Annotated in this window: 24 protein-coding genes; 13 read left to right on the forward strand and 11 right to left on the reverse strand. The window is 71.0% G+C overall.

Annotated features, from left to right (window positions below; translation table 11 throughout):
• Window positions 1-32 precede the first annotated feature (32 nt).
• On the forward strand, window positions 33-1016 hold the full coding sequence (lpxK, locus tag MKK54_RS13740) for a tetraacyldisaccharide 4'-kinase (RefSeq protein WP_244011813.1): 984 nt from the start codon (window positions 33-35) through the stop codon (window positions 1014-1016).
• A gap of 23 nt (window positions 1017-1039) precedes the next feature.
• Here lpxK and MKK54_RS13745 read toward each other — a convergent pair whose 3' ends face one another.
• On the reverse strand, window positions 1040-1261 hold the full coding sequence (locus MKK54_RS13745) for a DUF2093 domain-containing protein (protein ID WP_244011592.1): 222 nt from the start codon (window positions 1259-1261) through the stop codon (window positions 1040-1042).
• Window positions 1262-1414: 153 nt separating this feature from the next.
• Here MKK54_RS13745 and MKK54_RS13750 point away from each other — a divergent pair, with 153 nt between their 5' ends.
• The 4 genes from MKK54_RS13750 to deoA are packed head-to-tail and all read left to right on the forward strand — an operon-like array spanning window position 1415 to window position 4713.
• Window positions 1415-1834: a cytidine deaminase gene (locus MKK54_RS13750; protein ID WP_244011593.1), complete on the forward strand. Its 420-nt coding sequence runs from the start codon at window positions 1415-1417 to the stop codon at window positions 1832-1834.
• Entirely contained in the window at window positions 1827-2657 is an 831-nt protein-coding gene (locus MKK54_RS13755) for a purine-nucleoside phosphorylase (protein ID WP_244011595.1), read from the forward strand. Before MKK54_RS13750 ends, MKK54_RS13755 begins: the two co-directional genes overlap by 8 nt.
• Window positions 2657-3403: a deoxyribose-phosphate aldolase gene (gene deoC, locus MKK54_RS13760; RefSeq protein WP_244011814.1), complete on the forward strand. Its 747-nt coding sequence runs from the start codon at window positions 2657-2659 to the stop codon at window positions 3401-3403. Before MKK54_RS13755 ends, deoC begins: the two co-directional genes overlap by 1 nt.
• Window positions 3400-4713 (forward strand): thymidine phosphorylase, encoded by a 1314-nt coding sequence (gene deoA / locus MKK54_RS13765; RefSeq protein WP_244011597.1) that lies wholly within the window; start codon window positions 3400-3402, stop codon window positions 4711-4713. Before deoC ends, deoA begins: the two co-directional genes overlap by 4 nt.
• Before the next feature lie 53 nt (window positions 4714-4766).
• Here deoA and MKK54_RS13770 read toward each other — a convergent pair whose 3' ends face one another.
• From MKK54_RS13770 to dnaK, 4 genes are all read right to left on the reverse strand, one after another.
• Window positions 4767-5108, reverse strand: coding sequence for a hypothetical protein (locus MKK54_RS13770; protein ID WP_244011599.1), 342 nt, complete (start codon window positions 5106-5108; stop codon window positions 4767-4769).
• Window positions 5109-5237: 129 nt separating this feature from the next.
• Window positions 5238-5873 carry a class I SAM-dependent methyltransferase gene (locus MKK54_RS13775; protein WP_244011601.1) on the reverse strand — a complete coding sequence of 212 codons (636 nt, stop codon included), beginning with the start codon at window positions 5871-5873 and terminating at the stop codon, window positions 5238-5240.
• A gap of 179 nt (window positions 5874-6052) precedes the next feature.
• Window positions 6053-7213 (reverse strand): molecular chaperone DnaJ, encoded by a 1161-nt coding sequence (gene dnaJ, locus MKK54_RS13780; RefSeq protein WP_244011603.1) that lies wholly within the window; start codon window positions 7211-7213, stop codon window positions 6053-6055.
• 145 nt (window positions 7214-7358) lie between these two features.
• A complete protein-coding gene (dnaK, locus tag MKK54_RS13785) occupies window positions 7359-9272 on the reverse strand; it encodes a molecular chaperone DnaK (protein WP_244011605.1) in 1914 nt (637 codons plus the stop codon).
• Window positions 9273-9767: 495 nt separating this feature from the next.
• Here dnaK and MKK54_RS13790 point away from each other — a divergent pair, with 495 nt between their 5' ends.
• Window positions 9768-10736: a hypothetical protein gene (locus tag MKK54_RS13790; protein ID WP_244011607.1), complete on the forward strand. Its 969-nt coding sequence runs from the start codon at window positions 9768-9770 to the stop codon at window positions 10734-10736.
• Between the two features lie 45 nt (window positions 10737-10781).
• Here the strand turns inward: MKK54_RS13790 and MKK54_RS13795 are convergent, their stop codons facing one another.
• Window positions 10782-11390 carry a YqgE/AlgH family protein gene (locus tag MKK54_RS13795; protein WP_244011609.1) on the reverse strand — a complete coding sequence of 203 codons (609 nt, stop codon included), beginning with the start codon at window positions 11388-11390 and terminating at the stop codon, window positions 10782-10784.
• A 209-nt stretch (window positions 11391-11599) separates the two neighbouring features.
• On the opposite strand from MKK54_RS13795, the gene MKK54_RS13800 reads away from it, so the two are divergent.
• The gene (locus tag MKK54_RS13800) at window positions 11600-12082 is read left to right on the forward strand and encodes a peroxiredoxin (protein WP_244011611.1); all 483 of its coding nucleotides are present in this window, start codon (window positions 11600-11602) and stop codon (window positions 12080-12082) included.
• A gap of 276 nt (window positions 12083-12358) precedes the next feature.
• Here MKK54_RS13800 and thrB read toward each other — a convergent pair whose 3' ends face one another.
• The 3 genes from thrB to MKK54_RS13815 all read right to left on the reverse strand — a co-directional run bounded on the left by thrB (window position 12359) and on the right by MKK54_RS13815 (window position 15993).
• Entirely contained in the window at window positions 12359-13330 is a 972-nt protein-coding gene (gene thrB, locus MKK54_RS13805; protein ID WP_244011613.1) for a homoserine kinase, read from the reverse strand.
• Window positions 13331-13418: 88 nt separating this feature from the next.
• A complete protein-coding gene (gene ispH, locus MKK54_RS13810; protein ID WP_244011615.1) occupies window positions 13419-14420 on the reverse strand; it encodes a 4-hydroxy-3-methylbut-2-enyl diphosphate reductase in 1002 nt (333 codons plus the stop codon).
• Window positions 14421-14547: 127 nt separating this feature from the next.
• Window positions 14548-15993 carry a PLP-dependent aminotransferase family protein gene (locus MKK54_RS13815; RefSeq protein ID WP_244011617.1) on the reverse strand — a complete coding sequence of 482 codons (1446 nt, stop codon included), beginning with the start codon at window positions 15991-15993 and terminating at the stop codon, window positions 14548-14550.
• A 131-nt stretch (window positions 15994-16124) separates the two neighbouring features.
• Here MKK54_RS13815 and MKK54_RS13820 point away from each other — a divergent pair, with 131 nt between their 5' ends.
• From MKK54_RS13820 to MKK54_RS13830, 3 genes are all read left to right on the forward strand, one after another.
• Entirely contained in the window at window positions 16125-16481 is a 357-nt protein-coding gene (locus MKK54_RS13820; protein WP_244011619.1) for a DUF1127 domain-containing protein, read from the forward strand.
• Between the two features lie 177 nt (window positions 16482-16658).
• Window positions 16659-18584, forward strand: coding sequence for a monovalent cation:proton antiporter-2 (CPA2) family protein (locus MKK54_RS13825; RefSeq protein ID WP_244011621.1), 1926 nt, complete (start codon window positions 16659-16661; stop codon window positions 18582-18584).
• The gene (locus MKK54_RS13830) at window positions 18577-20013 is read left to right on the forward strand and encodes an MATE family efflux transporter (protein ID WP_244011623.1); all 1437 of its coding nucleotides are present in this window, start codon (window positions 18577-18579) and stop codon (window positions 20011-20013) included. The genes MKK54_RS13825 and MKK54_RS13830 overlap by 8 nt, the downstream gene beginning before the upstream one ends.
• Before the next feature lie 19 nt (window positions 20014-20032).
• Here the strand turns inward: MKK54_RS13830 and MKK54_RS13835 are convergent, their stop codons facing one another.
• Window positions 20033-20320 carry a hypothetical protein gene (locus tag MKK54_RS13835; protein WP_244011625.1) on the reverse strand — a complete coding sequence of 96 codons (288 nt, stop codon included), beginning with the start codon at window positions 20318-20320 and terminating at the stop codon, window positions 20033-20035.
• Window positions 20321-20734: 414 nt separating this feature from the next.
• On the opposite strand from MKK54_RS13835, the gene MKK54_RS13840 reads away from it, so the two are divergent.
• Window positions 20735-21718 carry a hypothetical protein gene (locus MKK54_RS13840; protein WP_244011627.1) on the forward strand — a complete coding sequence of 328 codons (984 nt, stop codon included), beginning with the start codon at window positions 20735-20737 and terminating at the stop codon, window positions 21716-21718.
• A gap of 37 nt (window positions 21719-21755) precedes the next feature.
• Here MKK54_RS13840 and MKK54_RS13845 read toward each other — a convergent pair whose 3' ends face one another.
• Window positions 21756-21959, reverse strand: a complete 204-nt coding sequence (locus MKK54_RS13845; protein WP_244011628.1) for a DUF2934 domain-containing protein — start codon at window positions 21957-21959, stop codon at window positions 21756-21758.
• 358 nt (window positions 21960-22317) lie between these two features.
• On the opposite strand from MKK54_RS13845, the gene MKK54_RS13850 reads away from it, so the two are divergent.
• Window positions 22318-23568, forward strand: a complete 1251-nt coding sequence (locus MKK54_RS13850; protein ID WP_244011630.1) for an efflux RND transporter periplasmic adaptor subunit — start codon at window positions 22318-22320, stop codon at window positions 23566-23568.
• 28 nt (window positions 23569-23596) lie between these two features.
• Window positions 23597-26767 (forward strand): efflux RND transporter permease subunit, encoded by a 3171-nt coding sequence (locus tag MKK54_RS13855; RefSeq protein WP_244011632.1) that lies wholly within the window; start codon window positions 23597-23599, stop codon window positions 26765-26767.
• Window positions 26768-26779: the final 12 nt, after the last annotated feature.

Raw genomic sequence — 26779 nt, forward strand, 5'->3', positions numbered from 1 at the left:
GACCGGCAGGATACCGGCATGAGCGCGGCCTGATGCGCCCGCCCGCCTTCTGGGACGCAGAGGCCGGCCACCCCGCCGCGCGCTTCCTCGCGCCCCTCGGCGCCCTCTATGGCCGCCACACGGCGGCGCGCATGGACCGCCCCGGCGCGACGGCGCCCTGCCCCGTGCTCTGTATCGGAAATTTCGGTCTCGGCGGCGCCGGCAAGACGCCGACGGCTCTCGCCGTCGCGGCGCTGCTGCGCGATCTCGGCGCGCATCCGGCCTTCCTGACGCGGGGCTATGGCGGGCGCCTCTCCGGTCCCCTCCGGGTCGAGCCGGGCCGTCATCGCGCGCACGAGACCGGCGACGAGCCCCTCCTGCTCGCCCGCGTCGCGCCCACCATCCTGGCGCGGGACCGGCCGGCGGGCGCCCGCCTCTGCGTGGCGCGGGGCGCCGACGTCATCGTGATGGATGACGGCCTGCAGAACCCGAGCCTGACCAAGAACCTCTCGCTCGCCGTCGTCGATGCCGGGGCCGGGCTCGGCAACGGGCGTCCCTTTCCGGCGGGCCCCTTGCGGGTGCCGCTCGCCCGGCAATGGCCGCATGTCCACGGCCTCGTCGTGATCGGCGCGGGCGCGCGGGGGGAGGCCGTGGCCGAGATGGCGCGCCGGCGCGGCTGTCCGGTCCACCGCGCCCGGCTGGTTCCGGGCGCCGATCTCGCCGGGCGGCGCGTGCTGGCCTTCGCGGGCATCGGCCGCCCGGAAAAATTCTTCGCGAGCCTGCGCGAGGCCGGAGCGGAGGTGGTCGCCACCCGCGCCTTCGCGGACCACCACCCCTACGGCGCCCGCGACACCGCCGGCCTCGCGGACGAGGCGGCGCGGCGCGGCCTCGACCTCGTCACCACGGCGAAGGACCATGTCCGCCTGGAGCCCGCCTTCGCCGCGTGCGTGTCGGTGCTGCCGGTCGCCCTGCGCTTCGCGGAGGAGGCCGCGCTCCTGGCGCAGCTTCGCGCGCTCCTGGCGCTGCGATCAGGCTGATCCTTGACGTCCGAAGACGAGTCTCAGACCGGGCGCCCGACCTCGGCGAGGCGCTTCATCACGGCCTCGGGGCTGACATAGGCCTCCTGCAGAGCGGCGCTCCAGTAGCGCAGGGCGTCGAGGTCGATCGGCTCGCCGGTGACCGCGCAGCGCACGAAGCTGCCGGGCTTGACCACCCGCATCGTGCCGTCGCCGTACTCGACCACCGCCTCGCCGGAAGCCCCGCGCTCGAAACGTCCCAACATGATCTTGCCCGCCTCTCGGCCGTTCACCCGTTCGCCCCCGTCTTAGGAGCCCGGCGCGCCGCTGTCGATCACGACACCCTCGACAGGTCCGGCGCGGGGTGCCTTAAGTCGCCCGATGCCGCAACGCCTCTCCCTCGCACGAACCCCGTTCGCATGAGCCCGGACCTGATCCGCCTGTTCGAGGCCGCGCGCGCCGCGCAAGGCCGAGCCTACGCGCCCTACTCGCGCTTTCCCGTTGGCGCGGCCCTGCGCGACGAGACGGGCGCGGTCCATGCCGGCTGCAACGTCGAGAACGCCGCCTATCCGGTCGGCACCTGCGCCGAGGCCGGGGCCATCGCCGCCATGGTGGCGGCGGGCGGCCGGGCGATCTCCGAGATGCTGGTGCTCGGCCCGGGGCCCGGCCTCGTGACGCCCTGCGGCGCCTGCCGCCAGCGCATCCGCGAATTCGCCGGTCCCGCCGCGCGGATCCACGTCGCCGATGGCGCGGGCGTGCGCGCCGCCTTCACCCTCGCGGCGCTGCTGCCGGATTCCTTCGGCCCGGAAAACCTCGGTTCCGAGGTCGCTCATGGCTGAGCCCGAGCCCGGAATCGCGGCCGCCGCCGGGCTCCTGCGGGCGCGGGGGCTCGAAGGACCGTTCGCCTGCGCCATCGTCACCGGCACGGGGCTTGGCGGCCTCGCGCGGAACCTCGAAGCGCCGGTCTCGGTGCCCTACGCGCAGATCCCCGGCTTTCCCGAGCCGGGCGTCAGCGGCCATGGCGGGCGCCTGCATGCCGGCCGCCTCGCCGGACGGCGGGTCCTGGTGTTCGAGGGCCGGGCGCATGCCTACGAGACGGGGGACGCGTCCGTGATGCGGGTGCCCCTCGGCGTCGCGCGGGCACTCGGCGCGGGCACCCTCCTCCTCACCAACGCCTCCGGCTCGCTGATGCCGGAGGTCGGGCCGGGTGCCATCGTGGCGCTCAGCGACCACATCAACCTGTCCGGCCTCAACCCGCTCGTCGGCGAGACCAGCGATGCCCGGTTCGTGCCCATGGTGGGCGCCTACGATCCGGAGCTGCGGGCCCATCTCCACGCGGCGGCGGCCGAGGCCGGCATTCCCCTGCGCGCGGGCATCTATGCCTGGTTCTCGGGGCCGAGCTTCGAGACGCCGGCCGAGGTGCGCATGGCCGGCCGCCTCGGGGCCGATCTCGTCGGCATGTCGACGGTGCCGGAGGTGATCCTGGCGCGCTTCTACGGATTGCGCGTCGCCGCGCTCTCGGTGGTGACCAATCTGGGCGCCGGCATCGGCGACGGCGACCCCCATCATGCGGAGACCAAGGCGGCGGCCGCGCGGGCGGGGGACGACCTCGCCCGCCTCGTCACCGCCTTCGTCGGCCGCCTCTCAGCGAGTGCCTCATGATGGACGAACCCGCCGTCGCCCGGCGTGCCCTGCCCCTCCTCGACCTCACCGATCTCGGCGAGGCCTGTTCGGAGGCCGCGATCGACACCCTGTGCCGCGACGCCCGCGCGAGTGCCGTGGCGGCGGTGTGCGTCTGGCCCCACTATGTCGGCCGTTCGGCCCGGCTGCTCTCCGGTTCGCCGGTGCGGGTCGCCACGGTGATCAACTTCCCCGCCGGGGGCGACGACGTCGAGCGTGCCGTGGAGGACACCGCCGAGGCGATTCGCGACGGTGCGCACGAGATCGACCTCGTGCTGCCCTATCGGGCCTTCCTGGCGGGCGACGCCGCGACGGCCCGCGCCATGGTGGCGGCCGTCCGCGAGGCCTGCGACGGCGACCGGCTGCTCAAGGTCATCCTCGAGACCGGCACCCTGCGGAGCGCGGAGGCGATCGACGCGGCGAGCCGCCTCGCCATCGCGGCGGGCGCCGACTTCATCAAGACCTCCACCGGCAAGAGCCCGGTCTCGGCCACGCCGGAGGCCGCCGAGGCCATGCTGCGGGCCATCCGCGACCGGGCGGGCGAGCGGATCGTCGGGCTCAAGGTCTCGGGCGGCCTGCGCACCGTCGCCGACGCCGCGCGCTACCTCGACCTCGCGGACCGGATCATGGGGCCGGCCTGGGTCTCACCCCGCACGTTCCGCCTCGGCGCCAGCAGCCTGCACGCGGCCCTGGTCGAGGCCGCACGGCCCTCGGGGGCCGCACGGTGAGGCTGCCGCAGGAGCTGATCCGGGCCAAGCGCGACGGAGCCGAGCTTCCGCCCGAGGCGATCGCCGCCTTCGTCGCCGGGCTCACGGACGGGCGCGTCACCGAGGGGCAGGCGGCGGCCTTCGCCATGGCGGTGTACTTCCGGGGCCTGTCCCTGGCCGAGCGCGTGGCGCTCACCCGCGCCATGACGGAATCCGGCACGGTGCTGGCCTGGGACCTGCCCGGCCCCGTCCTCGACAAGCATTCCTCCGGCGGCGTCGGCGATGCGGTCAGCCTCGCCCTCGCGCCGATGGTGGCGGCCTGCGGCGGCTACGTGCCGATGATCTCCGGGCGCGGGCTCGGCCATACCGGCGGCACCCTCGACAAGCTCGGGAGCATCCCGGGCTACGACGCGACCCCCGACCTCGACCGCTTCCGCCGCGTCACGGGGCAGGTCGGCTGCGCCATCATCGGCCAGACCCCCGACCTCGCCCCGGCGGACCGGCGCCTCTACGCCATCCGCGACGTCACCGGCACGGTGGAATCGCTCGATCTCATCACGGCCTCGATCCTCTCGAAGAAGCTCGCGGCGGGCCTCGACGGTCTCGTCATGGACGTGAAGACGGGTTCGGGCGCCTTCATGGCGGACCGGGACGCGGCGCGCGGCCTCGCGGCCAGCATCGTCGGCGTGGCCGAGGGCGCGGGCCTGCGCACGGTGGCGCTGATCACGGACATGGACTCGCCCCTGGCCTCGGCGGCCGGCAACGCCCTGGAGGTGGCCTACACCCTCGATTACCTCACCGGCCGCGCCCGCGAGCCCGCCTTCCACGCCGTGACCCTGGCGCTCGGCGCCGAGATGCTGGTGACGGGGAGGCTCTGCCCCGACGTGGCCGAGGCCTCCGCCCGCCTGGAGACGGCCCTGGCCTCCGGCCGCGCCACGGAGATCTTCGCCCGGATGGTCGCGGCGCTCGGCGGTCCGGCCGATCTCGTGGAGCGCGGCGCGCGTCACCTGGCCCCCGCGCCCGTCATCCGCGTCGTGGCGGCGGAAACGAGCGGGTTCGTCGCTTCGGTGGAAACGCGGGATCTCGGGCTCGCCGTGATCGGGCTCGGGGGCGGGCGCACGCGCCCGCAGGACGCCATCGACCCGAGCGTCGGCCTGACCGGCCTGCCCCGCCTCGGCGCACCGATCGAGCGGGGGCACCCCCTCGCCACGATCCATGCCCGCGATGAGGCCTCCGCCGACCGGGCCGAGGCGACCCTGCGCGCGGCCTACCGGATCGGCGAGACGGCGCCCGCGCAGACACCCGCGATCCTGGAACGGATCGCGGGTTAGCGGGCGCGCGGGCTGAGCGAGTCCGTCTCCGCTTCGATCAAACGGAGCCGGTCTCAGTAATCGTAGCGACCGTGCCCGCGATGATGATGATGGTGGTGATGGTGGCGATGACCCCAGCCACGATGGTGGTCCCAGCCGTGGTGGCGGCGGTGGCTCCAACCGTCGTGGCGATGGCCCCAGCCGCCGTGGCGCGGGCCGTCGTGGTGGCGTCGATGGCCCCAACCCTCGTGATCGCCCCGATACTGCACCGGCGTGATCTCGGCATGCGGGGCGGCGGCGAGGGGAAGGCCCGGCGCGGCGCTCGCGCTGCCCGAAGCGGCGAGGCCGCCCGCCAGAACCATGGCGGCCAGCAGCGCCCTGGCGCCCCGCAGCGTGCGCGTGCGTGATGTGGTCATGGGAAAAATCCCTCCTGTCCCGGTCGCCGGAAGATTCAGGCAGCGCCGGCGCGGCGCGTCCTCGGCATCCGGGATAGCGCAGGGGGACTGAACGCGGCCTGAGACCGGCCTTCAGCGGAGGTTCGGTTTTCAGGGCCGGCGATAGACCCAGACGCGGGCGGGCGGCAGGTTCAGCCAGACCCGGTTCGAGCGGCTGGCCGTGTAGGTGCCGGCATCGCAGCGGGCGGGGATCGGCGGCACCACCGCGTAGGTGAACTGCACGAAGGGCGCGCTCGGATGCATCATCGCGTGGGCGGTGTTCAGAAGGTCGAGGCGCTGCTCCAGGGGCTTGGTGAAAAGCGGCAGGCTCGACACCATGGCGGCCGCCTTCTCCGAGACCACCGACCCGAGGGTCTCGCGGATGTCGTAGGCGTCGCCGCGCACGATCGTGGCGCGCGGGAAGCGCTTGGCGAGGAGCTTGCAGAAATCCGGGTTGTACTCGACCAGGATCAGCCGCTCCTGCTCGATGCCGCGCCTGACCAGGGCCTCGGTCACCGGACCGGTGCCGGGCCCGAGCTCGATCACGGGGCCGCCCACGCGCGGATCGACGTAGGAGGCCATCGTGCGGGCGAGCATCTTACCCGAGGGCGTCACGGCGCCGGTGACGAGGGGCCGCTCGAACCAGGAGCGCAGGAAGCGCGCCTCGTCCTCCAGCGGGTCCCGTCGCGTACGGTTGGCACCGGAGGCGAGGTCGGCTTTGGCGCTGGAGCGGCGTAGCGGCGGCAAGACCCTATGTCCTCAGATCACGGGTTGGGAAGGAAAGGCTAGACGACGAAGCTCACCGGCAGTCAAGCGAGCATCCACAGAACGCGCCCGACCGCCGACCGGGATCGCGCGAGCGGTGCCGGACCGCCACATGCGATAACCGGATCCGCGACCGTTTGATCCGCGGGTCGCCACGTCGCTTATGGCCGCGCCGTGCCGCCGAGCCCATCGAAGAACACCTTCACCTTGGAGAAGAAGCCCGCGCTCTCCGGGTGATTCTCGTCCGACGCGGACTGATCGAATTCCTGGAGGAGTTCGCGCTGGCGCTTCGAAAGGTTCTGCGGCGTCTCGACGAAGACCTGGATGTAGAGGTCGCCGACGTCGCGCGAGCGCAGCACCGGCATGCCCTTGCCCTTGATGCGGAACTGCTTGGCGGTCTGCGTGCCGGCCGGGATGCGGACCTGGGTCTGGGAGCCGTCGATCACCGGAACGGTGATCTCGCCGGCGAGGGCCGCCGTCACCATCGAGATCGGCACCCGGCAGAACAGGTCCGCGCCGTCGCGCTGGAAGAACTCGTGCGGCTTGATCGAGAGGAAGACGTAGAGGTCGCCCGCAGGGCCGCCACGCAGGCCGGTCTCGCCCTCGCCGGCGAGGCGGATGCGCAGGCCGTCATCGACGCCCGCCGGCACGTTGATCGAGAGGGTGCGCTCGCGCGTGACCCGGCCGGCGCCGCTGCAGGCCGCGCAGGGATCGTCGATCATCTCGCCGCGCCCGTGGCAGTTCGGGCAGGTGCGCTCGATGGCGAAGAAGCCTTGCGCCGCGCGGACCCGGCCGTAGCCGCCGCAGGTCTGGCAGGGGCGCGGTTTCGAGCCGGCCTTGGCACCTGAGCCCGAGCAGACCTCGCAGGTGACCGAGGTCGCCATCTTGATGGTCTCGGCCTTGCCGGCGAAGGCCTCCTCCAGGGAGATCTCGAGGTTGTAGCGCAGATCCGCGCCGCGCTCGCGGCTCGGGCCACCCCGCGCGCCGCCCCGCTGCCCACCGGGCGCGGCACGGCCGTCGCCGAAGAAATTGTCGAAGATGTCCGACATGAAGTCGCCGAACTCGTTGCCGAAGCCCGGTCCGCCGCCGCCGCCCTGCTGGAAGGCGGCATGGCCGAATCGATCGTAGGCGGCCCGCTTCTGGCCGTCCGAGAGGCACTGATAGGCCTCGTTGATTTCCTTGAACTTGAGTTCGGCCTCCGCATTCCCCGGATTGCGGTCGGGGTGATAGCTCATGGCGAGCTTGCGGAAGGCGACCTTCAGTTCTCCGTCGGTCGCGGTCTTGGAGACGCTCAGAATCTCGTAATAGTCCCGCTTCGACATTCCCGTCCTCAAAGTCCCCCGGCGCGCCGACCCACCGGGACTGCGCCGTCTTCCGTCCCAATTCCGCGCGCCGAACTACGCCCGCCCGGCGTCACCGGACATGGCACGGGGCCGGATCGCTCCGGCCCCGCGTTCAGAGCAGGCCTTATGCCCGCTTCTTCTGGTCCTTGTCATCGACTTCCTGGAAGTCGGCGTCGATGACGTCGTCCTTCTTGGCCTCGCCGGCCGGCGCCTCGGCTCCGGCCTCACCGGCCTGATTGGCCGCGTACATGGCCTCGCCGAGCTTCATCGAGGCCTGCATCACGTCCGTGGTGCGCGCCTTGATGACCTCCACGTCCTCGCCCTCGAGGGCGGTGCGCAGAGCGGTGATGGCGGTCTCGATCGCGCCCTTGTCGTCGGCCGAGACCTTGTCGCCGTACTCCTTCACCGACTTCTCGGTGGCGTGGACGAGGCTCTCGCCCTGGTTCTTCACCTCGACGAGTTCGCGGCGCTTCTTGTCCGCCTCGGCATTGGCCTCGGCGTCCTTCACCATCCGGTCGATGTCGGCGTCCGACAGGCCGCCCGAGGCTTGGATGCGGATCTGGTGCTCCTTGTTCGTCGCCTTGTCCTTGGCCGTCACGTTGACGATGCCGTTGGCGTCGATGTCGAAGGTCACCTCGATCTGCGGCATGCCGCGCGGGGCCGGCGGAATGCCCATGAGGTCGAACTGGCCGAGCATCTTGTTGTCGGCCGCCATCTCGCGCTCACCCTGGAAGACCCGGATGGTGACGGCGTTCTGGTTGTCCTCGGCCGTCGAGAAGGTCTGGGACTTCTTCGTCGGGATGGTGGTGTTGCGGTCGATGAGGCGGGTGAAAACGCCGCCGAGCGTCTCGATGCCGAGCGACAGCGGGGTGACGTCGAGGAGCAGCACGTCCTTGACGTCGCCCTGGAGCACGCCGGCCTGGACCGCCGCGCCGATGGCCACGACCTCGTCGGGGTTGACGCCCTTGTGGGGCTCCTTGCCGAAGAAGGACTTCACCACTTCCTGGATCTTCGGCATGCGGATCATGCCGCCGACGAGTACCACCTCGTCGATCTCGGAGGCCGAGACGCCCGCATCCTTGAGGGCCTTGCGGCAGGGCTCGATGGTGCGCTGGACGAGATCGTCCACGAGGCTCTCGAACTTCGCGCGGCTGAGCTTGAGCGCGAGGTGCTTCGGGCCGGAGGCGTCCGCCGTGATGTAGGGCAGGTTGATCTCGGTCTGGGTCGCCGAGGACAGCTCGATCTTGGCCTTCTCGGCGGCTTCCTTCAGGCGCTGCAGGGCGAGCTTGTCCTTCGTCAGGTCGATGCCCTGCTCGCGCTTGAACTCCGCCGCGAGGTACTCGACCACGCGGTTGTCGAAGTCCTCACCGCCCAGGAAGGTGTCGCCGTTGGTGGACTTCACCTCGAACACGCCATCGCCGATCTCGAGGATCGAGACGTCGAAGGTGCCGCCGCCGAGATCGTAGACCGCGATGGTGCCGGACTTGCGCTTGTCGAGGCCGTAGGCGAGGGCCGCCGCCGTCGGCTCGTTGATGATGCGCAGCACTTCGAGGCCGGCGATCTTGCCCGCGTCCTTGGTGGCCTGGCGCTGGGCGTCGTTAAAGTAGGCGGGCACCGTGATGACAGCCTGCGTGACGGGCTGGCCGAGATGGGCTTCCGCCGTCTCCTTCATCTTCTGCAGGGTGAAGGCGGAGATCTGCGAGGGGGAATACTTCTTGCCGTCCGCCTCGACCCAGGCATCGCCGTTGTCGCCGCGCACGATCTTGTAGGGCACGAGGCCCTTGTCCTTCTGCGTCATCGGATCGTCGTAGGTGCGGCCGACGAGGCGCTTGATGGCGAAGAAGGTGCGCTCGGGATTCGTGACGCCCTGGCGCTTGGCCGGCTGGCCGACGAGCCGCTCGCCCTCGTCGGTGAACGCGACGATGGACGGCGTGGTGCGCGCGCCTTCCGAATTCTCGACGACCTTGGGCTGCGTGCCTTCCATGACGGCCACGCAGGAATTGGTGGTGCCGAGGTCGATACCGATAACTTTACCCATGGTGGGATCCCTCTGTTGTCGTTTGGTCAAGCAGACCGCCGAGCCCCGAAGCAGCTCGGCCCATGGCTGTGCAAAACTGAATGTGTGAGAACGGGGTTGGGCACCGGTTCGCACCCCGGATCGGTGCGGAGCCGGGTCTTAATCCCGCGTCTCGGCCGATATAAGAAGGGTGGTGCGGGGCCGCAAGACGAAGCGCGCCACGCGGCGCATCCGATCTCGCCTGCCCGCGTTATCCCTTTCATTCACCTGATGGAATGGGCGCCGTGCGTCCGGCATTCCCGCGCCCCGGCACGGGGCCGAACCGCCGGCGCCTCCCGATCGTCCGACCGAAGCGCCCGTCCGCCGCCCCCATCGCGGGATGGTTCACAATGATATGCCCGCCATGGCGGGATCGCTCTCACACATGGTAAGCGTGTGGTGAAAGTGCGTAAGTGTGCGGTAACGTGCTTGGCTGCGCATCCGTACGCCTCTCCTGTCACAGGCCCGAAAGTCTCGATGCGTCCGACCCGCGTGCTTCTCCTCCTGCCGGTGCTGGCCTTCGTGCCCCAACCGGCCTCCGCGCAGTCGTTCTTCGAGGAGTTGTTCGGGATCGGTCGGGCGGCCAAGCCGCCGGTGCCGCCGCGCGGCGTGCCGGGCGTTCCCACGGCGCCGCCCCCCGGCGCGCCGGGCGAGGCCCCGCCCCCGGCGGCCGAGGTCCCGAAGGCGCCGCCCGTGCCGAGGCAGCCCGTGGTGCTCAAGGCGCCGGCCGAGGACAACGTGACGGGCCAGGAACTGATGCTCAACGGGCTCACCGGCAGCCTCAAGCTGGAGAAGGCGGGGGCCGGCACCACCGCCCGGATCACCCTGCCGGGCAACAAGATCTCGCAGCCTGTCGAGGCCTGCAAGGTGCCGCTCAACGGCGGCGCGCCGGTGGCGCTCTCGTCGGAGGGGCGTCCGGAGGGGGTCGGCCGCTTCGAGGTGGCGGGCGGCGCCTGCCCGTTACGGCTCGACGTGCTCGACGGCGCCGTCCTGGTGCGGACGCTGTCCGGCGCGGTCTGCACCTTCGCGGCCGCCGATTGCGCCACGACGCCCACCGGCCTGTGGGGGCCGGCCGCCGCGACCCTGATCCCGCGCGCGGGCGAGTTCGAGGGCGCGCGCGGCGGCGCCGACCGGGCGGTGCGCGAGAACTACAAGCTGATCAGCCAGCGCGTGCGCGGGGCCGACCTGCGCCCGGTCGTCACCGAGCAGGCGGCCTTCTCGTCGGACCGCGAACAGCTCTGCCGGACCTATGCCCGCGAGGGCGCGCACGGGTTCTGCAACCTGCGCTTCACCGAGGCGCGGGCGCTGGCCCTCGCGACGCGGCTGGGCGTCAACACGAGCGTGGCGACCCCGAGCGCGTCGGCCGCGCCGCCGCGTCCGCGCCGCAAGGCCCCGGTCGAGGGCATGAACCCGGATGCCGGCGGCGCGCCGTTCACGGAGCAGTAGGACCGCGCGGACCGGTAGGATCGCAGGGCGCGCTCGCCCCGCCGCTCAGCTATGGCCGGCGCTGACCGAGAGCATCGCCAGATCGATGCCGTTGTTGCGCAGGGTCCGCTCGTACCTGGCGTCGAGGGCGGTGTGGAAGATCATGTCCGGGTCGGCCGGGCAGACCAGCCAGCCATTGGCCAGGATCTCGTTCTCCAGTTGGCCCGCCTGCCAGCCGGCATAGCCGAGGGCGAGCACGGCGCTGGCGGGCCCGTCCCCGGCCGCGATGGCCCGCAGGATGTCCACCGTCGCGGTCAGGCAGATGCCGTCGTCGATGATCAGGGTCGACTGGTCGATGTGGAAATCGTCCGTGTGCAGGACGAAGCCGCGCTTGGCGTCCACCGGGCCGCCCATCAGCACCGGCATGTGGCCGACGCGCTCGCGCAGGCGGATCGCGTCGGTCTCGCTCGCGATGTCGAGCTGGATCAGCAGGTCCGGCATGTTGAGGTCGGAGACCGGCTTGTTCAGGATGATCCCCATCGCGCCGTCGGCGGAGTGGGCGCAGAGATAGATCACCGAGCGCGAGAACCGGGAATCCGTGAGCCCCGGCATCGCCACCAGAAACTGACCGTCGAGATAGGCGGGATCACCCGCGCGGGGCCGGGAGGTCTGCATCGCGCCATGCTACGCCGGCGCGCGGCGTTGTCCAGGGCGGGACACGCTCCCGGCGACGCGTTCCGGAACATGCCGCACCCCGGAGAAGCGGCCTCCCGCAACTCGACAGGCCAACCCCCGCGAGCTAGACGCTTCGACCACAGGCTGGCGGGACTCGACCCCGCGCGGCCCCCCAGTTCGAACCCCCTACGATCTTCAGGAGACGACGGATGACCATCCAGGTTGGCGACCACCTCCCCCAGGTGACGTTTCGCGTGAAGGGCGCGGAGGGGCCGGAGCCCAAGACCACCGACGACCTCTTCAAGGGACGCCGCGTCGTCCTCGTCGGCGTGCCCGGCGCCTTCACCCCGAGCTGCCACCGCAACCACCTGCCGGGCTTCGTCGAGAAGCAGGCCGAGATCAAGGCGCGCGGCGTCGACGCCATCGCGATCACCTCGGTCAACGACGTGTTCGTGCTCGACGCCTGGCAGACGGCGAGCGGCGCCGAGGGCCTGGAGTTCCTGGCCGACGGCAATGCCGAGTTCGCCAAGGCCATCGGCCTCGACATGGACGGCGCCGGCTTCGGCCTCGGGCCGCGCTCGAAGCGCTACGCCATGCTGGTCGAGGACGGCGTGGTGCGCGTGCTCAACGTCGAGGATTCCCCGGCCAAGACCGAGATCTCCGGCGCCGAGGCCCTGCTCAAGGTGATCTGAGCCCCATATCGGCTCCCTCTCGACACCGGAGGGAGCCGGTCCGGCCAAGCGCGGCCCGGGTTTCAGACCGGCTCGGTTTGATCGCTTCGATTGGGATGGACGCGCCGCGCTCCATCTCCTTCCAGGAGAAGGGATCCGCGCTCGTCACCCGCCGAATGGTTCGCGAGCGGCGTTCGGCGACCGTGTCGTGTTCGGATTCCAGGCTCCGCCGCGCGGCCCTGGGATGACGGCGGTGGCGTGGCACCGAAGCCGTCAGCCGAACAGCCGAATAGCCTATCAGCCCGCCGCGCCCCGGCCGTAATCCTCCGCCCGCGTCGCGTTGCGGTGGAAGGTCAGCCGCCGGTCGTATTCCAGCGGGTCCTTCGGCTGCACCAGCGCCCCCGGCGGCACGTCGAGCCAGTCCACGAGACGGGTCAGCAGGAAGCGCAGGGCCGCGCCCCGGCACAGGATCGGAAGGGCCGCGACCTCCTCGGGCGTCAGCGGGCGCACCGCCTCGTAGCCGGCGATCAGGGCCGCGCCCCTGTCGCGGTCATACGTGCCGTCCGCGTCGAAGCACCAGGCGTTGAGGCAGATCGCGAGGTCGTAGGCGAAGGCGTCCGTGCAGGCGAAGTAGAAGTCGATCAGGCCCGACAAGTCGTCGCCGATGAAGAACACGTTGTCGGTGAAGAGGTCGGCGTGGATCACGCCCGAGGGCAGCCCGGCGGGCCAGCCGGCCCGGAGCGCGGCGAGATCGCCGCGCACGCGCGCGGCGAGGCCGGGCGAGACCGTGTCGGCCTGCGCTTCCGCGCCCCGGAACAGCGGGCCCCAGGCTTCCACCGAGAGGTTGTTGTCCCGGCGCATGCCGAAATCGCGGCCCGCCGCGTGCAGCCCGGCCAGCGCTCGCCCGAGGGCGCGGCAATGGTCGGCGCCGGGGCGCTTGACCGAGACCCCGTCGAGGAAGCTGACGATCACCGCCGGCCGGCCGCAGAGCTCGCCCAACGCCACGCCCGCGCGGTTGCGGACCGGCTGCGGACAGGCGAGCCCGCGCGCAGCGAGATGCTCCATCAGGTTGAGGAAGAACGGCAGGTCGTCCACCCGCACCCGCTTCTCGTAGAGGGTGAGAATGTAGGAGCCGGCGGTGGTGTGCAGGTAGAAATTAGTGTTCTCGACGCCCTCGGCGATGCCCTTGTAGGAGAGCAGTGTGCCGATCTCGTAGGCGGAGAGGAAGGCGGTCAGCGCCTCGTCGGAGACCTCGGTGTAGACGGCCACGGCGCTTCGCTTGGATTCTCGGGGGTAAGAAAAGGACAAGGGCGCCGAACGGCGCCCCTGCGATGCTTCGGGCCGTGAAGGCGGCCGATTACTCGGCCGCTTCGCTGCGCAGCTCACGCGGCAGCGGGAAGGACATGTCCTCGACCACCGTCGAGACCGTGTCCACCGTCACGGTGTAGCGGGCCGCGAAGGCATCGATGATCTCCTCCACCAGCACCTCCGGCGCGGAGGCGCCGGCGGTCAGGCCGAGCTTGCGGATGCCCTCGAAGGCCGGCCAGTCGATCTCCTCGGCGCGCAGCACGAGGCGGGTGATCGGGCAGCCGACGCGCTCGGCGACCTCGCGCAGGCGCTGCGAGTTCGAGGAGTTCGACGAGCCGACGACGATGACCGCGTCGACCAGCGGCGCCACCTGCTTGACCGCCTCCTGGCGGTTCGTGGTGGCGTAGCAGATGTCGTCCTTGTGCGGCCCGGTGATGGTCGGGAACTTCTCCTTGAGCGCCGCCACGATGTGCCGGGTGTCGTCCACCGACAGGGTCGTCTGCGTCACCCAGGCGAGGTTGTCGCGGTTCTCCGGCTCCAGGGCGGCGATCTGCTCCAGATCCTCGACCAGGGTGATCGAGCCCTTGGGCAGCTGGCCCATGGTGCCGACGACCTCCGGATGGCCGGAATGGCCGACGAGCAGCACGTGGCGGCCGCGCTTGTGGTGGATCTCGGCCTCGCGGTGGACCTTGGTCACCAGCGGGCAGGTGGCGTCGATGGTGGTGAGCCCGCGCGAATCGGCGTTGTGCGGCACCGTCTTGGCGACGCCGTGGGCCGAGAAGATCACCGGGGCGGAGCCGTCCGGAACCTCGTCGAGCTCGCGCACGAAGACCGCGCCCTTCCGCTTCAGGCTCTCGACCACGTACTTGTTGTGGACGATCTCGTGACGGACGTAGACCGGGGGTCCGTAGATGGCGAGCGCGCGCTCCACCACGTCGATGGCCCGCACGACGCCGGCGCAGAAGCCGCGCGGCGCACAGAGCAGGATCTCCAGGGGCGGCTTCACCGCGTCGCCCGGAACGGAGGTGGTCGTCAGATTCGCGTCGCTCATGATAGCCGGGATGTGGCGAGGCGGGGTCGCCCCTGTCAACCGCCTATACCGTAAAACCCGCGTGCTGGCACCCGCGCCCGCGCGAAACCGGGGTGGCGTGGCGCGCAGGCCCCGTATCGGGCGCGGGTCATGCCGCCGATCCGGCCAACCGCCCCGGCACCGGGACGCTCGCGGCCAGCGCCGCCTCCAGCAGCGGGATCATGCGCGGATCGGTGCATTGGGCCACGTTGAAGCGCAGGAAGGCGTTGCCGAGCGACGACATGCTGAAGGCCCCGCCGGGCGCCAGCACCAGGCCCCGCGCCAGGGCGTTGCGGGCGACCTCCGCCGAATCCATGCCGTCCGGCAGCCGCATCCACAGGAAGAAACCGCCGCTGGGCTCCAGCCAGGCGCGCAATCCGCACGCTTCCAGGCGGCGCAGGGCCGGCGCCATGGTGCGAGCGAGCTTTTCGCGCACCTCCGCGATGTGCCGGCGGTAGGTCCCGTCCGTGAGCAGGGTGTGCATCAGCGTCGCCGAGAGCAGGCCGCTGCCCAGGCTCATCGCGAGCTTGAGGTCGACGAGCGGCTCCACCCAATCCTCGCGCAGCACGACGAAGCCGCAGCGGATCGCGGCCGAGAGCGTCTTCGAGAAGCTGCCGACCTGGATCACCCGTTCCAGCCCGTCGAAGCCGGCCAGGCGCGGCGAGGGCTCGCCCTCGAAATCCCCGAAGATGTCGTCCTCGACGATGAGGGTGTCGTGCGCCTCCGCGAGCTTGAGGACGCGGTGCGCCACCGCCGGGGCCAGGGTCGCCCCGGTGGGATTATGGAGCGCCGAGTTGGTCAGGTAGAAGCGCGGCCTGTGCTCGGCCATGAGGTCCGCGAGGGCGCCGAGATCGGGGCCGGACGGCGTCAGCGGCACGCCGACGATCCGCGCCCGGTGCGCCCGCAGCAGGGCGTGGTAGTTGAAGTAGCAGGGGTCGTCCACCAGCACGGTGTCGCCCGGTTCGAGCAGGAAGCGGCAGAGCAGATCCACCGCCTGCGTCGCCGAATCGACCAGCACGACCTGGTCGGCCTCCGCCTCGATGCCCTTCTCGGCAAGGCGCCGGGCGATCTGCGCGCGTAAAGGTGGGAAACCCAGCGGCTGATCGTGCGCGACGAGGTTCGCCTCCGGCCCGCGCGCGAGGTGCCGCAGGCCCCGGCGGATCGCCGCGTTCGGCATCCAGGCGGCCGGGAGCCAGCCTGAGCCCGGCAGGACGAGGTCGGGGCCCGCCTGCATCGATTGCCGGGTGATCCAGAGCGGGTCCACCGCCCGGTCGAGCTGCGGCCCCACCGTCTTCAGGCAGAGCGGGCGCGTCTTGCCGGCGACGTAGAAGCCCGAGCCCCGGCGCGCCACGATGGCGCCCTCGGCCCCGAGGCGGTCATAGGCCTCCACCACGGTGGATTTCGACACGCCCATGGTCTCGGCGAAGGCCCGCACGGAGGGCAGGCGCGCGCCGGGCATGAGCGTGCGCCCGGCGATCCGCTGGGTGATCGCCGCCGCGACGGTCTCGACCAGGGTCGGCGCGGCGCCGGGTGCGGGGCGGGATGCGGCCTTCATCTGTCCTGCTCCTCGTCCCGGACAATTCTGGCCAACCGTACTGGACTGTGCCTGTCGTGGCCAGCCCGGACCGGGCATCCCATCGGACATCGGCGCCTCAGGAGATCGGGCGCCGGGCAGGGACGCACATCATGGACGCTATCACCCCATCGACGACAGAATCGAATTCCACCGGCGCCGGCCGTGCCGTGCTGGCGCGCGCCAAGGCTCGGCTCAAGCGCTGGATGGCGGCCGCCGCCGAGGGTATGTCGCGCGCCGCGATCAACCGGCGCGTGGTCCGCCAGCTCTCCGCGATGTCCGACCGCGAACTCAAGGATATCGGCCTCGTGCGCCAGGATGTCCTCGATTCCGAGACGCTCCTGCTGGAGGGCGACGCGTCGAGCTTCCTGATCGGCCGCCGCGAGGAGCGCCGGTCGGGGCGCCGCATCCCGACCGGGCAGTGGCCGCCGCGAAGCCCCGCGGACCAGTGGCCGCCGCGAACGCGTTGAGGTGCTGATTCGCACGACGGGACTCGACCGTCGGAGTTGTCGGGGCTCGCCGACGTGACGGGCGGGCCCCCTATGGTTAAGAAGGGGCCGCCCGGCATACTGGATCGGATTCGATCGACCTCGGCCTTCCCGGCCCCGAACCCCTCCAGCCTTCGGATTTCCAAGCCCCGGATCGTCATGGCGAGCGCTGCGACCCACGTCAGCTTCCTTCCGCCCGTGCTGACGTTCCTGTCGGCGGCGGTGATCGGCGTGCCGATCTTCCGCCTCATCGGTCAGAGCGCGGTGCTCGGCTACCTCGTGGCCGGGGTGGTGATCGGCCCGTTCGGCTTCTCGCTGATCGCCGAGCCCGAGACGGCGGCGAGCGTCGCCGAACTCGGCGTCGTCCTTCTGCTCTTCATCGTCGGGCTCGAACTCCAGGTCTCGCGCCTCGTCTCGATGCGGCGCGACATCTTCGGGCTCGGCACGGCCCAGCTCCTCGTCTGCTCGGCGGCGCTCGCGGGGGTCGGCATCCTGATGGGCGCCAAGCCCTCGGCCAGCCTCGTCATCGGCATCGCGCTGGCGCTCTCGGCGACCGCGGTCGCCCTGCAACTCCTGGAGGAGCGCGGCGACATGGGCACGCCCTATGGCGGGCGGGCCTTCGCGGTGCTGCTGTTCCAGGACATCTCCGTCGTCGCCATCCTGGCCCTGATGCCGCTCTTCGCCTCCTCCGGCGGCGGGGGCGGCGACGGCTGGCTGCTCGCGGCCCTGCAATCGACCGGCACGGTCGGGGCCGCGATCCTCGCGGTGGTGCTGGTGGGGCGCTACGGCCTCAACCCGTTCTTCGGCCTGCTCGCGGCCAGCGGCGCCCGCGAGGTGATGACGGCGGCGGCCCTCCTCGTGGTGCTCGGCACCGCGATGCTGATGGAGCATGTCGGCCTGTCGATGGCGATGGGGGCGTTCCTGGCCGGCGTGCTGCTCGCGGAATCGAATTTCCGCCACCAGCTCGAGGCCGATATCGAGCCGTTCCGCGGCATGCTGCTCGGCCTGTTCTTCATGAGCGTGGGCATGTCCATCGACGGCGGCCTGCTTCGGGCCGAGTGGCCGACCCTGCTCGGGGCGACGGCGGGCGCGATCCTGCTCAAGGTCGCCCTGGTGGCCGGCCTGTTCCGCCTGTTCGGCTCGCCCTGGCTCGACGCGGTGCGCGGCGGGGCCATCCTGGCGCCGGCGGGCGAGTTCGCCTTCGTGCTGCTGCCGGCCGGCGGCGAACTCGGCCTCGTCGATCCGGCGAGCACGCGCTTCGCCGTGGCCCTCGCGGCCCTGACCATGCTGGTCGGCCCCGTGGCGGCCAAGGCCCTCGACACCGTGCTCGCCCGGCGTCCCGAGGGGCCGGAGGCGACGCCGGAGGCGATCGAGAGCACGGAGGCCCGCGTCCTCGTGGTCGGCTTCGGCCGTTTCGGCCAGATCCTGACCCAGGTGCTGCTCGCGGAAGGCATCAGCGTCACGGTCATCGACAAGGACGTGGAGCAGATCCGCAGCGCCTCGCGCTTCGGCTTCCGCATCTATTACGGCGACGGCACGCGCCTCGACGTGCTGCGCGCCGCCGGCATCGGCCGGGCCGAACTGCTCTGCATCTGCGTCGACGACGGTGAGGCGGCCCTCAAGATCGTCGACATCGTCCACGAGGAATTCGCGAGCGTGCGCACCTACGTGCGGGCCTACGACCGCATGCACGCCGTCGAGCTGATGAACCGGGACGTGGATTTCCAGCTGCGCGAGACCGTCGAATCCGCCCTCGCCTTCGGGCGCGCCACCCTGGAGGGCCTCGGCCTCGGCGCCGAGGCGGCGGCCGCCACCGCCGAGGACGTGCGCAAGCGCGACGTCGCCCGCCTCGTGCTGCAGCAGGCCGGCGCCCTGCCCGAGGCCATGGCCTGGGCGCGCGGCGTCTCCGAGATCAAGCCGGAACCGCTCACCGAGCCGCAGCGCCCCTCCCGCGCCCTCAACGCCGAGACCCGCGACATCATCGGGTCGAAGACGCGGGAGGCGGCCACCCGCACCCTCGAAGCCCAAGGCGCGCATCCGGGCCCCCATCGAGGCGCCCACGAGGACGCCGCGTCGGATGCCTGAGGCGACCCGAGATTCCGCCCGCTTCGTGCAGGGTTCGATCCTGCGCCACGTGGTGACGATGAGCGCCACCGGCTCGGTGGGGCTGATGGCGATCTTCGTCGTCGACTTCCTGTCGCTGCTCTACGTCTCGAAGCTCGGCGACCCGAGCCTGACCGCGGCGGTGGGCTTCGCCACCATCGTCCAGTTCTTCGCGATCGCCATCAACATCGGCCTGATGATCGCGGCCGGCGCCCTGGTCTCCCGCGCCGTCGGCGCCGGGGACGCGGAGGGCGCCCGGCGACTGGCCACCTCCGGCACCCTCCACGGCATCGTCGTCTCGGGGTTCCTCGTCCTGGCGATGCTGCCCGTCCTGCCGAGTTTTCTCGGCTGGATCGGCGCCGATGCCGAGACCCTGCCGGTGGCGACCCGGTTCCTCTGGATCACCCTGCCCTCGAACCTCCTGATGGGACCGGGCATGATGTTCTCCGGCCTGCTGCGCGCCGTGGGTGCCGCGCGCCAGGCCATGTACGTCACCCTCGGGGGCGCGATCGTCACCGCCGGGCTCGATCCGCTGCTGATCTTCGGGGCGGGGCTCGGGGTCGACGGGGCCGCCATCACCACCTGCGTCGCCCGCGCCACCTTCGCCCTGGTCGGCCTCTGGGGCGTGCGCCAGCACCGTCTGCTCGCCCGCCCGAACCTCGCCCACGTCGTCGCGGACGCGCCCGTGATGATGCGCATCGCGCTGCCCGCCGTGCTCACCAACCTCGCGCCCTCGGTGGCCAGCGCCTTCATCGCCCATGCGCTGGCGAAGTTCGGCGCGGTGGCGGTGGCCGGCAACGTTGTCGTCGACCGGCTCACCCCCGTCGCCTTCGGCGGCCTCTTCGCCATGTCGGGCTCCATCGGCCCGATCCTCGGCCAGAACTGGGGCGCGGGCCGCTTCGACCGGATGCGCGGCGTCCTGCGCGACGGCACCCTGGTCACCGCCGCCTACGTCCTGGTGGTGTGGCTCGCCCTGGCCCTCGGGGCCGGCCCGCTGACGCGGCTGTTCGCCCTGGATGGCGTGGCGGCAGAACTCTTCGCGTTCTTCTGCCACGTGAGCGGCGGGGTCTGGTTCTTCACCGGGCTGCTGTTCCTGGCCAACGCCTCGTTCAACAACCTCGGGTTTCCGTTCTATTCCACGGCCCTGAACTGGGGCCGCGCCACCCTCGGGACGGTGCCGCCCGCCCTCCTGGGCGCGCATCTCTACGGCCCGAAGGGCGTCATCGCGGGGGTGGGCTTCGGCTCCGTCCTGTTCGGCCTGACCGCCATCGTGCTCGCGTTCCGGACCGTCGCCACGCTGGAGCGCCGCGCGGTGCCGCCCGCAGAGGCGATCGAGGCTGCCGAGACGCCGAACCCCGGTCCCGATGCGGCCCGGGCCGCCGCCCCGGCGCAGTCGGGCGCCCTGGTCTGAACCCGGGCGCCGCGATCCGTCAGTAGCTGTAGCTGCGGCGCGACGGTCCCTGCGCCGGGCCGTACCCGGTGTCGCGCTGCTGGACCCGCGAGCCGTAATCGATCTCGCGCTGGCGCCGGGCCTGCCGGTTCGCGAGGTAGCGGCCGCCGAGGCACCCGGCCACCGCGCCGACGACGCCGCGCTCGGCGAGGTAATGTCCGGCGATCCCCCCGATGATGGCGCCCTTGATGCAGCCCTTGGCCTCCGCCGCGCCGACGCTGCCGAAGGTGAGGAGGGCGAGGGCCGAGGCTGTCGCGATGATCCGCATGGTGTTCTCCCGATCTGATGCGTGGAGAGAACATCGCCCCGTCCGCCGCGTTCCCCCGACCGGACCGCTCCCACCGCGCGATGGCGCGCCGGCCGGGATCCGGGCTCGCCGTCGCGCTTAGCGTCTCTCACAAAACTCCCGCTGCGCTGCCGTGCCCAGAGTGAGGGCCGACGGTGGTCGGGAGTTTTGTGAGGCACTCTTAATCCGGGAATTGCCGAATTCTCCCGCCCTGTGTCGGAAGCGCAGCAGCGGAGCCGTGCATCCGCGTGTCTAAGTGTCTCTCACGAAACGCCCGCTGCGCCGCCGTGCCCGGAGTGAGGACCGGCGGCGGTCGGGCGTTTCGTGAGGCACTCTTCAGAGGGCATGGACGGACGGTCAGTCGCCGACCGACGGTGCACGACAGGAAGTCTTCCCATGTCTTCGAGCTGCGTGCCTCAGGTCGGGTTCCGACTGCGCTGGATGACGTTCGGCCTCGTCATGGTGCTGGCCGGCCCGGCATGGGCGGGCGGGCAGGACGGCTCGAAGGGCCAGGACAAGCCGGCCGCGTCCGAGGCCGATCGGGGTGGATCGGGCGGGGCGTCGAAGGATGTCGACACGGAGCACCTGTTCGGCTTCACCGAGGGGGCGGATGCCGGCGAGAAGGGCGAGCAGGAGGTCGTGGTCGACACGATCTCGCGCCTCGGCAAGCGCGCGGCCGGTCCCGGCTCGCGGTACCAGGTGCTCGACACCAAGCTCGGCTACCAGTTCGATCCCATCGACCGGCTCAGCATCGAGATCGGCGCCTTCGGCAACCTGCGGCGGGTCCGCAGCGTCGTGGATCTCGACGACAAGTCCTACGGCACCTTCGACGGCGTCTCGCTCGAGGTGAAGTACCAGTTCCTGAAGGGCTCGCGGGACCAGCCCGTCGGGTTGGCGGTGGAACTGCGTCCCCGCTTCAGCCGTGTCCTGCCGATCGAGGGCAACGGCGCCGACATCTTCGACATCGAGAGCGTCCTGCAACTCGACGTCCAGCTGGTGCCGGACAAGCTCTGGTACGGCGGCAACCTCAGCTTCGAGCCGGCGGCCGGGCGCCAGCGCGGCGGCGGCCCGGGCTACCGCTCCTCGACCGTCCTGTGGTCGAACGCCCTCGTCGGGCGGGTCGGGGAGAACACCTATTTCGGGCCGGAGGTGCGCTACCAGCGCGGCTACGACGGCACCTTCCTGAACCAGCTTGAGGGCGAGGCGCTCTTCGTCGGACCCGCCCTCCATCATCGGTTCACCGAGAAGGCCTGGCTCACGCTCGCCTATTCCGGCCAGGTCTGGGGCCGCGACACCGGTCCGGCCCTGGCCGGACGCGCGCTCGGCCTGAACCAGTTCGAGCGCCACAACGTCCGGGTCAAGTTCGGGATGGAGTTCTGACCCCGGTTCCGGTTGATCGAAGCGGAGACGGGATCGCTCAGGCGTTCGGCGCCGCATCCGGATCGGGCGGCCGCCCGGTCTCCGGGTTTCGGTCCGCCCGGCCCTCGCGCTGCGCTCGCAACTCCCGTTCGGCCATCAGCCAGAGTTCGATGCTGAAGCCCTCCGGCCGATGATGGCGCTCCCACAGGTCGTAGGCCCGCTCCCGGATCTCGTGAAAGGTGATCGTCTCTGAGGAAAGCATGGAACTCGACCCTGGCGGGCCAGCCGCACGGAGAATTGATCCGATCGTCGAGCGGAGCGGCGGCGTCGCACCGGCCGGATCGGACCCATCCCATCGCACGAGGACCGGGCCGTTTCCTTCACACAGAGCAACCCGTTCCGTCTCGCACGGGTCCCGCCCGGCCGGAGACAGGCCCCGCGATTTGTCGCCGTGGCGCCTTGTTTTCGACGACAACCTTCATCAATGCGTCAGACACGGACGTTAATCCCCGACTGTCATCCCCCTCCTGGAGCCATCAGGCCGTACGGCATCGATCTGGAATGCGGCCCGCTCCGCAGCCGGTCGAGGCAGGTCGCGGAGGCTCGCGAGACCTCGTCGCATGCGTGAAACCGACCGTTCGCTTGTCCCGCTCTCCGGTCTCAGGAAGCGCACGCAAGTCGTGATTCTGTCGGCCCTCGCGCTGGCGGTCGGCGCCGGCGCCTTCTGGCTGCCGGGCACCTTCGCGCAAGCCGTGGCGCCCACCAACGCGGCCGGTCCCCCGTCCGCGCCGGATTCCGCCTTCGTCCTGACGCCGGACCAGCTCGCCGCCGTCACCGTGGTGCCGGTGGAGCAGCGCCTGTTCTCCGAGGAGATCGGCACCGAGGGCAAGATCGGCGTCGACGAGTACCAGGCCACCCCGGTCTTCTCGCCCTATCCGGGCCGCGTGGTCTCGATCTTCGCGCGCACCGGCGAGCAGGTGAAGCAGGGCCAGCGCCTGTTCTCCCTCCAGGCCAACGAGATGGTGCAGGCGCAGAACGACTATCTCGCGGCCCTGAACGCCCTCAACAAGGCCCGCTCGCAGCTCGCGCTCTCACAGGCCGCCGAGAAGCGCCAGCGCGACCTCTACGAAACGCGCGTGACCACGCTGCGCGAGCTCCAGGCCGCGCAGAACGACCTGACCTCGACGACCAACGACGCCCGCACGGCGGAGGTCGGCCTGGAGGCCGTGCGCAACCGCCTGCGCATCCTCGGGCTGCGCGACGAGGAGGTGGCCAACCTCCAGAAGGGCTCGATCAACCCCGAGACGACGATCAACGCGCCGCTGAACGGCACCATCATCCAGCGCAAGATCGGCCCCGGCCAGTATGTCGGCAGCGGCGGCGGCGACCCCTCCTACATCATCGGCGACCTCTCGAAGGTGTGGCTGATCGCGCAGTTGCGCGAGCCGGACGCGGCGCGGGTGGACCTCGGGGACCGGATCAAGTTCCGCGTGCTCGCCTTCCCCGAGATCGTCTTCGACGGCCAGATCAACTTCATCGGGGCCTCCGTCGATCCGGCCACGCGACGCATCACCGTGCGGGCCGACATCGACAACACCCGGGGCCTCCTGAAGCCCGAGATGTATGCCAGCGTGCGCATCATCAACGAGCGCGAGAGCCTCTCGCAATCGGTGCCCCGGGCCGCCGTGGTGCTGGAGGGCGCCAAGGCCAGCGTCTGGGTGCTGGGCCCCGGCAACGCGGTGGAGAGCCGCCGGGTCCGGACCGGCATCATCGACGGCGGCAACATCGAGATCCTCCAGGGGCTCGCGGTCGGCGAGCGGGTGATCTCGCGCGGCTCCCTGTTCATCGACCGTATGTTGACGCGCGGCTGATCCGTCGCCACGCGGGGAAAGACCCTTCATGAACGGCTTCGTGAACCTCGCCCTGCGCCAGCGCGCGCTGGTGGTGCTCGCCTTCGTGCTGCTGCTCGTCTGCGGGCTGGTGGCGTTCCGCAGCCTCAACATCGAGGCCTATCCGGACCCGACGCCCCCGATGATCGACGTGATCACGCAGGCGAACGGACTCTCGGGCGAGGAGATCGAGCGCTACGTCACCGTGCCGATCGAAGTCATCACCTCGGGCCTGCCCAACCTGAAGCAGGTCCGCTCGGTCTCCCTCTACGGCCTCTCGGACGTGAAGCTGCAATTCGGCTTCGAGTTCAGCTACCGCGAGGCCGAGCAGCAGGTGCTCAACCGCCTCGCCCAGCTCGACGCCCTGCCCAACGGCGCCAAGCCGACCATCTCGCCGGTGAGCCCGATCGGCGAGATCTTCCGCTATAAGATCACCGCGCCGGCGGGCTACAGCGTGCTGGACCTGAAATCCCTGCAGGATTGGGTCCTGCGCCGCCGCTTCCGCGCCGTGCCGGGCGTGATCGACGTGATCGGCTGGGGCGGCAAGACCAAGACCTTCGACATCGCCGTCGACCTCGACCGGCTGATGGCCTACGGGCTCACCCTCCAGGGGGTCGTGAAGACCCTCAACGACAGCAACCTCAACGTCGGCGGCAACCGCATCAACCTCGGCACGCAATCGGCCGTGGTGCGCGGCGTCGGCCTGATCCGCTCCACCGACGATATCGGCGAGACGGTGCTGACCCAGTCCGGCGGCGCCCCCGTCCTGGTGCGCGACGTCGCCACCGTGACGATCGGGCACCAGCCGCGCCTCGGCATCGCGGGCATGAACGACGACGACGACATCGTGCAGGGTATCGTGCTGATGCGGCGCGGCGAGGAGAGCACGCCGACGATCGAGGCCGTGCAGGCGGAGGTGTCGCGCATCGAGGCCATGGGCCTCCTGCCCCCCGGCGTGCGGATCGAGCGGATCTACGACCGCGCCGACCTCATCGCGGTCACCACCCACACCGTCCTGCACAATATGCTGGTCGGCATCGTGCTGATCCTCATCGTGCAGTGGCTGTTCCTGGGCAACCTGCGCAGCGCCCTCATCGTGGTGGCGACGATTCCCTTCGCGCTGTTCTTCGCCGTCATCATCCTCGTGGTGCGGGGCGAATCCGCCAACCTCCTGTCCGTCGGCGCCCTTGATTTCGGACTGATCGTCGACGGCACCGTGATCATGGTCGAGGCGATCTTCCGGCGCCTGTCGGGCCACGGCGCGCCGGCCGGCGAGGTGCCCGCGCCGGGCCTGGCCGGAAAGCTGAAGCGCATCGTCCTGGCGTCGGGCGACGTCAGCCGCTCGATCGTGTTCGCCGCGATCATCATCGTGACGGGATTTCTCCCGCTCTTCACGCTCACGGGCGTCGAGGGCCACATCTTCGGGCCGATGGCGCAGACCTACGCCTACGCCCTGCTCGGCGGCCTGATCGCGACCTTCACGGTGACGCCCGTCCTGTCCGCCTACCTGCTGCCCGACCATGTCGAGGAGGTCGAGACGATCCTGGTGCGCACCCTGGAGCGGCTCTACCGGCCGGCGATCCGGGCGGCGCTCGGCAACCGGCTCCTCACCCTCGGCCTCGCGGCGATCCTGACCGTGGGCGTCGGCCTCGCCGGACGTCAGCTCGGCCTCGAATTCCTGCCCAAGCTCGAGGAGGGCAATCTCTGGCTGCGCGCCACGATGCCGGCGACGATCTCGCTGGAAGAGGGCAACCTCTACGTCAACCGCATCCGCCGCATCATCGCCGCCGTGCCGGAGGTCGAGAGCGTGGTCTCGCAGCACGGCCGGCCCGACGACGGCACGGACGCGGCCGGTTTCTTCAACGGCGAGTTCTTCGCGCCCCTGAAGCCCGCCGAGGCCTGGCGCCCGGGCGTGACCAAGGACCGGATGGTCGGCGACCTCCTCGACAGGCTGCGCGTGGAGTTCCCCGGCGTCGAGTTCAACGTCTCGCAATATCTCCAGGACAACGTCGCCGAGGCGGTCTCGGGCATCAAGGGCGAGAACTCCTTCAAGGTGTTCGGGCCCGACCTCGAAACTCTCACGGAGGTCGCCAACCGGGTGGAGGCGACGTTGCGCAAGGTGCAGGGCGTGACCGATCTCGGCGTGTTCACCTCGCTCGGTCAGCCGACCGTGCAGATCGACGTCGACCGCATCCGCGCGGCGCGCTACGGCCTGACCCCGGGCGACATCAACGCGACGGTCCGCACCGCCATCGGCGGCGACAGCGCCGGCGACCTCTACGACAGCGGCTCCGACCGCCACTATCCCATCGTCATCCGCCTCGCCGAGCAGTTCCGGCAGAGCGTGGCCTCGATCCGCGCCCTGCGCATCTCGGGCCAGGGCCCCAACGGCACGCTGATGCAGGTGCCGCTCAGCGAGGTCGCGCAGGTCGCCCTCGTCTCCGGGCCGGCCTACATCTACCGGGAGGGCCAGGAGCGCTACCTCCCGGTCAAGTTCAGCGTCCGCGACCGCGATCTCGGCAGCGCGATCCTGGAGGCGCGCGAGCGCGTGGCCCGGGAGGTGACGCTGCCGCGCGGCTACCGGCTCGAACTCGTGGGCGAATTCAACAACATGCAGGGCGCCCTGGCGCGCCTCTCCGTGACGGTGCCGATCGCCATCGGGCTGATCGCGATCCTGCTGTTCGTGAATTTCGGCTCCGTGATCGACATGCTGCTGGCGCTCAGCGTCATCCCCATGGCGGTGGCGGGCGGCGTGCTGGCGCTCGTCGTCACCGAGACGCCGTTCAGCGTCTCGGCCGCGATCGGCTTCATCGCGCTCCTCGGGATTGCGGTGATGGATGGGATCATCGTGCTCTCGCACTACAACGGCCTGATCGCCGAGGGCGAGGCGCGCCTGCGGGCGATGATGCGCACCTGCCTGACCCAGATGCGCCCGGTGGTGATGACCTGCGTGGTGGCGGGCGTCGGCCTCCTGCCGGCGGCCTTCTCCAACGGCGTCGGCTCGCAGGTGCAGAAGCCCCTGGCGCTGGTGGTGGTCGGCGGTATGAGCCTCGCGCCGCTGCTGATCCTGCTGATCCTGCCGGTCCTGATCGTGACCTTCTCCCGGCGGCGCCCCGCGACCGACGGGGTCGAGACCGCCGGGGCCGGACATGACGTCCGGCCGGCGCACGTTCCGGTCTGATACGATTTCCGC

Source organism: Methylobacterium sp. J-068, assembly GCF_022829445.1.
Lineage (GTDB): Bacteria > Pseudomonadota > Alphaproteobacteria > Rhizobiales > Beijerinckiaceae > Methylobacterium.

What these genes read in the sequence shown, in the direction of transcription:
- MKK54_RS13850 (WP_244011630.1), top strand. Translation starts at nt 22,318, where the DNA reads ATGCGTGAAACCGACCGTTCGCTTGTCCCGCTCTCCGGTCTCAGGAAG.
- MKK54_RS13835 (WP_244011625.1), bottom strand. Translation starts at nt 20,320, where the DNA reads ATGCGGATCATCGCGACAGCCTCGGCCCTCGCCCTCCTCACCTTCGGC.
- MKK54_RS13830 (WP_244011623.1), top strand. Translation starts at nt 18,577, where the DNA reads ATGCCTGAGGCGACCCGAGATTCCGCCCGCTTCGTGCAGGGTTCGATC.
- ispH (WP_244011615.1), bottom strand. Translation starts at nt 14,420, where the DNA reads ATGAGCGACGCGAATCTGACGACCACCTCCGTTCCGGGCGACGCGGTG.
- dnaK (WP_244011605.1), bottom strand. Translation starts at nt 9,272, where the DNA reads ATGGGTAAAGTTATCGGTATCGACCTCGGCACCACCAATTCCTGCGTG.
- MKK54_RS13745 (WP_244011592.1), bottom strand. Translation starts at nt 1,261, where the DNA reads ATGTTGGGACGTTTCGAGCGCGGGGCTTCCGGCGAGGCGGTGGTCGAG.
- MKK54_RS13790 (WP_244011607.1), top strand. Translation starts at nt 9,768, where the DNA reads ATGCGTCCGACCCGCGTGCTTCTCCTCCTGCCGGTGCTGGCCTTCGTG.
- MKK54_RS13845 (WP_244011628.1), bottom strand. Translation starts at nt 21,959, where the DNA reads ATGCTTTCCTCAGAGACGATCACCTTTCACGAGATCCGGGAGCGGGCC.
- MKK54_RS13855 (WP_244011632.1), top strand. Translation starts at nt 23,597, where the DNA reads ATGAACGGCTTCGTGAACCTCGCCCTGCGCCAGCGCGCGCTGGTGGTG.
- MKK54_RS13795 (WP_244011609.1), bottom strand. Translation starts at nt 11,390, where the DNA reads ATGCAGACCTCCCGGCCCCGCGCGGGTGATCCCGCCTATCTCGACGGT.
- deoC (WP_244011814.1), top strand. Translation starts at nt 2,657, where the DNA reads ATGGACGAACCCGCCGTCGCCCGGCGTGCCCTGCCCCTCCTCGACCTC.
- MKK54_RS13825 (WP_244011621.1), top strand. Translation starts at nt 16,659, where the DNA reads ATGGCGAGCGCTGCGACCCACGTCAGCTTCCTTCCGCCCGTGCTGACG.
- dnaJ (WP_244011603.1), bottom strand. Translation starts at nt 7,213, where the DNA reads ATGTCGAAGCGGGACTATTACGAGATTCTGAGCGTCTCCAAGACCGCG.
- MKK54_RS13750 (WP_244011593.1), top strand. Translation starts at nt 1,415, where the DNA reads ATGAGCCCGGACCTGATCCGCCTGTTCGAGGCCGCGCGCGCCGCGCAA.
- MKK54_RS13800 (WP_244011611.1), top strand. Translation starts at nt 11,600, where the DNA reads ATGACCATCCAGGTTGGCGACCACCTCCCCCAGGTGACGTTTCGCGTG.
- MKK54_RS13815 (WP_244011617.1), bottom strand. Translation starts at nt 15,993, where the DNA reads ATGAAGGCCGCATCCCGCCCCGCACCCGGCGCCGCGCCGACCCTGGTC.
- MKK54_RS13770 (WP_244011599.1), bottom strand. Translation starts at nt 5,108, where the DNA reads ATGACCACATCACGCACGCGCACGCTGCGGGGCGCCAGGGCGCTGCTG.
- MKK54_RS13840 (WP_244011627.1), top strand. Translation starts at nt 20,735, where the DNA reads ATGTCTTCGAGCTGCGTGCCTCAGGTCGGGTTCCGACTGCGCTGGATG.
- MKK54_RS13755 (WP_244011595.1), top strand. Translation starts at nt 1,827, where the DNA reads ATGGCTGAGCCCGAGCCCGGAATCGCGGCCGCCGCCGGGCTCCTGCGG.
- MKK54_RS13820 (WP_244011619.1), top strand. Translation starts at nt 16,125, where the DNA reads ATGGACGCTATCACCCCATCGACGACAGAATCGAATTCCACCGGCGCC.
- lpxK (WP_244011813.1), top strand. Translation starts at nt 33, where the DNA reads ATGCGCCCGCCCGCCTTCTGGGACGCAGAGGCCGGCCACCCCGCCGCG.